General features: G+C 64.1%; 5 protein-coding genes and 1 pseudogene. 4 read left to right on the forward strand and 2 right to left on the reverse strand.

Annotated elements, in window-relative coordinates:
• The 4 genes and pseudogenes from WB528_RS05000 to cobT all read left to right on the forward strand — a co-directional run.
• Nucleotides 1-342 (forward strand): annotated as a pseudogene (locus WB528_RS05000) (cobyrinate a,c-diamide synthase); the annotation flags it as partial.
• Nucleotides 339-1,067, forward strand: coding sequence for a uroporphyrinogen-III C-methyltransferase (gene cobA / locus WB528_RS05005; RefSeq protein WP_423887322.1), 729 nt, complete (start codon nucleotides 339-341; stop codon nucleotides 1,065-1,067). The pseudogene WB528_RS05000 and the gene cobA, both read left to right, overlap by 4 nt.
• The gene (cobF, locus tag WB528_RS05010) at nucleotides 1,064-1,840 is read left to right on the forward strand and encodes a precorrin-6A synthase (deacetylating) (protein WP_423887323.1); all 777 of its coding nucleotides are present in this window, start codon (nucleotides 1,064-1,066) and stop codon (nucleotides 1,838-1,840) included. Before cobA ends, cobF begins: the two co-directional genes overlap by 4 nt.
• A 40-nt stretch (nucleotides 1,841-1,880) precedes the next feature.
• Nucleotides 1,881-2,930 (forward strand): nicotinate-nucleotide--dimethylbenzimidazole phosphoribosyltransferase, encoded by a 1,050-nt coding sequence (cobT, locus tag WB528_RS05015; protein WP_423887324.1) that lies wholly within the window; start codon nucleotides 1,881-1,883, stop codon nucleotides 2,928-2,930.
• A gap of 11 nt (nucleotides 2,931-2,941) precedes the next feature.
• On the opposite strand, the gene WB528_RS05020 is transcribed toward cobT, so the two are convergent.
• Together WB528_RS05020 and WB528_RS05025 are read right to left on the reverse strand one after the other, a co-directional pair.
• Nucleotides 2,942-3,514 (reverse strand): histidine phosphatase family protein, encoded by a 573-nt coding sequence (locus WB528_RS05020; RefSeq protein WP_423887325.1) that lies wholly within the window; start codon nucleotides 3,512-3,514, stop codon nucleotides 2,942-2,944.
• A 16-nt stretch (nucleotides 3,515-3,530) separates the two neighbouring features.
• On the reverse strand, nucleotides 3,531-3,770 hold a 240-nt coding region (locus tag WB528_RS05025), incomplete at its 5' end, for a 7-cyano-7-deazaguanine synthase (RefSeq protein ID WP_423887326.1).

A 3,770-nucleotide genomic window follows, 5' to 3' on the forward strand; every position in this document is an offset into this window, starting at 1 on the left:
GTCCATGGCGAGTGCGGAGGCTATATGGTCCTGGGTACTGTGCTGACCGACGCCGAAGGTATTGGCCACCCGATGGCCGGATTACTGGGGCTGGAGACAAGCTTTGCCCGGCGCCGCATGCACTTGGGCTACCGGCTTGCTGAGCTCGCCGCACCAATCCCGGGCTATCAAGCCGGCGCGCGCTTGCGCGGCCATGAATTTCACTATTCCACGATCGTTTCGCAGCCCGACGAGCCCCTGGCGGTGGTACGTGATGCGACCGGCGCCATGATTGCCGAGACCGGCTCGCGGCGCGGCTCGGTCACCGGTACGTTCTTTCACCTCATTGCGGAGGACAGGTGAGCGGCTTTGTTTCCTTCGTCTCGGCCGGCCCGGGCGATCCCGAACTGCTGACGCTCAAAGCGGTATCGCGCCTGAGCGCTGCCGATGTCGTGCTTTACGATGATCTCGCCTCGGGCCAAATTCTCGACCATGTCCGCCCCGGCGCCAATCTGGTGGCGGTCGGCAAGCGCGCGGGTCGCCTTTCGACCAGGCAGCAGCATGTCAATCGGCTGCTGATCGAACACGCCGCCACCGGCGCTCGGGTCGTGCGCCTGAAATCCGGAGACGCCGGCATTTTCGGCCGCCTCGAAGAAGAAATCGAGGCGTTGCGCGCAGCCGGCATCGGCTACGAAATCATTCCCGGCGTCACCACCGCCTGTGCGGCGGCGGCGCAAGCGGGCATGCCGCTGACACGGCGGCATACCTCGCGCCGCGTTCAATTCGTGACGGGGGCGGATGTCTCGGGCCAGTTGCCCGAGAACCTCAACTGGGCCGCGCTCGCCGATCCGGAATCGACCACCGTGGTCTACATGGGCAGGCGAACCTTTCCTGCGCTGGCCGCGCGGCTGCTTCAGCATGGCCTTGCGCCGGATACACCCGCTTTGGTCGGCGAGGCGCTGGGCCACGCGGACGAAAGGCTGATCCGCACGACGATCGCGGATCTGGCGCAGGACATCGACCAAGACGGCGCAGAGGCCAAAGCCACCGTCATTCTCTTCGGCGCATTGGGGAGAGGACCCGCGTGACTTCATCCTCCGCGCACAAAGCGCGTTTCACGCTTTCGTTGATCGGCATCGGTTGCGGTGACCCAGAACAGCTCACGCTGGCCGCAATCCGGGCGATCAACGCCGCCGATCTCATCCTCATTCCGCGCAAGGGCAGCGAGAAATCCGAACTGGCCGACTTGCGGCGAGCCATTTGCGCCGACGTGCTTACCAACGACAGGATCCGCGTCGTCGAATTCGATTTGCCTGTGCGCGATGCGAGCGTGGAGGACTATCGCAAGGGCGTGGACGAATGGCACGATGCCGTCGCCGCGACGTGGTCGGGAGAAATCAACAGTCATCTCAGATATCAGGGCCGGGTTGCCCTGCTGATCTGGGGTGATCCCTCCCTCTTTGATTCGAGCCTCCGGATCGCACGAAGGCTTGATCCCTTGCCCGAAATCGAGGTGATCCCCGGCGTCACTTCGATTCAGGCGCTCTGCGCCGCGCACGCGCTGCCCGTCAACGATATCGGCGAACCTTTTTTGGTCACGACTGGACGAAGGCTGCGCAGCGACGGTTGGCCGGCCGGCGCGAATACCGTGGTGGTGATGCTGGATGGCGGCGCCGCGTTCCTGTCGCTCGATCCCAGCGGATTGAGCATCTGGTGGGGCGCTTATCTCGGTATGCCCAGCGAGATTCTGATGTCAGGTGCGCTTGCCGAGACCGGTCCGCGCATCGCCGCCGCGCGAAACGCGGCGCGCGAAAAACACGGCTGGATCATGGATAGCTATATTCTCAGACGCGGCCCGTAAGATTCTTGATCGTCAGCGACAGCAAACAAGGCAAAGCAGCATGTATCCCGAATGGGTCACTCAGGAATGTCCTGAAATCTCGATCGCGCACCGCGATGCGGCGCTGGCGCGCCAGACACAATTGACAAAACCGGCCGGTTCGCTGGGTCGGCTCGAGCACCTCGCATGCGAACTCGCCGGCCTCCAGCAAACCGAACGGCCTCGCACGGCGCGCGTCCCGATCATCATCTTTGCCGGTGATCACGGGATCGTAGCCCAGGGCGTGTCAGCCTTTCCGCAGGAAGTCACGATCGCCATGATGACCAATTTTGCAAGCGGCGGCGCTGCGATCTCGGTTTTGGCGCGCGAACTCGGGTCAACTCTGGAGGTGGTCGATGCCGGAACGCTCGCACAGTCGCCGATTCCGGGCATCGTCACCGACAAGCCGCGCCACGGCAGCCGCGACTTCAGCAAGGAAGCGGCGCTTACCCCTGCCGAAGTCGCCTTTGCGCTCGAGTGCGGCAAGCGAGCGGTCGCGCGCGCCGTCACACCGGACCTCCTGATCTTCGGCGAGATGGGCATCGGCAATACGACGACGTCGGCGGCCATTGCGGCGGCTCTCCTCGGGTTCGGCGCCGGGCAGACCACTGGCAGCGGCACCGGCGTAGACGCCAGAGGACTGGTGCTCAAGGCGCGCGTAATTGACGACGCTCTCGTGCTTCACAGGCTTGCGCGGCCCGGCGTTGCTGTCGAAGACGTTCTGTGCGCCGTTGGCGGTTTCGAGATCGTGGCGATCTGCGGCGCCATCATCGCGGCAGCCCAGCGGCGGATTCCGATCCTGATCGATGGCTTTATTGTCTCGGTAGCGGCGCTCGCAGCGGTGCGTATCAACCCTTCATGCCGGCCATTCCTGCTGGCTTCCCACCAATCCGCCGAGCAGGGCCACCGGCTTGTGCTCGAGGCGCTGAACAGGCAGCCGCTGATTGATCTTGATCTGCGGCTCGGCGAAGGTTCGGGCGCGGCGGTCGCGTTGCCGCTGCTGCGGCTCGCCTGCGCGCTCCACAACGACATGGCGACGTTCGCGCAGGCCAACGTTCCGGATCGTTCCTAGGCGAATACGGCTCAGCGAAAATTCTGGTTCACCGACGTCACGCGCCAGCCGCCACTGAGCCGGTCGATCCGGGTCAGCGAGAGCGGATCGATGGCAAAGCGCAACGCAGCCTCCGGCTCGATCTCGAGCGCAATGCAGAGCATGGCGCGAATAGTACCGGAATGGACCACCAGGATCGCCGGACCCGGTTCGATCCGGCCAATGCCTTGCCCAACCCGGGCAACCTGATCTTCGAAGCTTTCCCCTCCCGGCGGGGTCGAGCGCGCTGGGTCATTCCAGAAACCCACATAGGCTTCATCGCCGGTGGCGGCCAGATCGTCGTGGCGCCGGCCGGTCCAGTCGCCGAAATCCTGCTCGGAAAATTCAGGCACCAGCATCGGATCAAGCTGCAAGGCTTTTGCGGTATCGATCGTTCGTCGAGCCGGGCTCGCGTAAGCCTTCGCCTCTTGAGGAAGATGCGTGCGCAAGTGACCGAGCGCGTTGCGATCTCCGAGATTGGCCGGAGCGCCGGCTGGCCAGATCGTTCCCTTGGCGCCGTCAACCGCCGCGTGCCGTATGAGCCAAAATGAAGTCGTTTTGGTCATCCGCGCCTATCTTGGACTATCGAACGGCCGAAGCCGTGTACCGCCGCCATCCCTCGCTCCGCAGGCGGCAGGCATCGCAACTGCCGCAGCCAAAACCCCATTCGTGGCGATGGCTCCGATCGCCCTCGTAGCAGGTGTGGGTTTTCTCGACGATCAGATCGACGAGAGCGCGCCCTCCGAGCGTCCGTGCAAGCTCCCAGGTTGCGGCCTTGTCGATCCACATCAGAGGCGTTTCGATCACAAGACGCGCTTCCAT

The organism is Bradyrhizobium sp., from assembly GCF_049586575.1.
Taxonomy (GTDB): Bacteria; Pseudomonadota; Alphaproteobacteria; order Rhizobiales; family Xanthobacteraceae; genus Bradyrhizobium.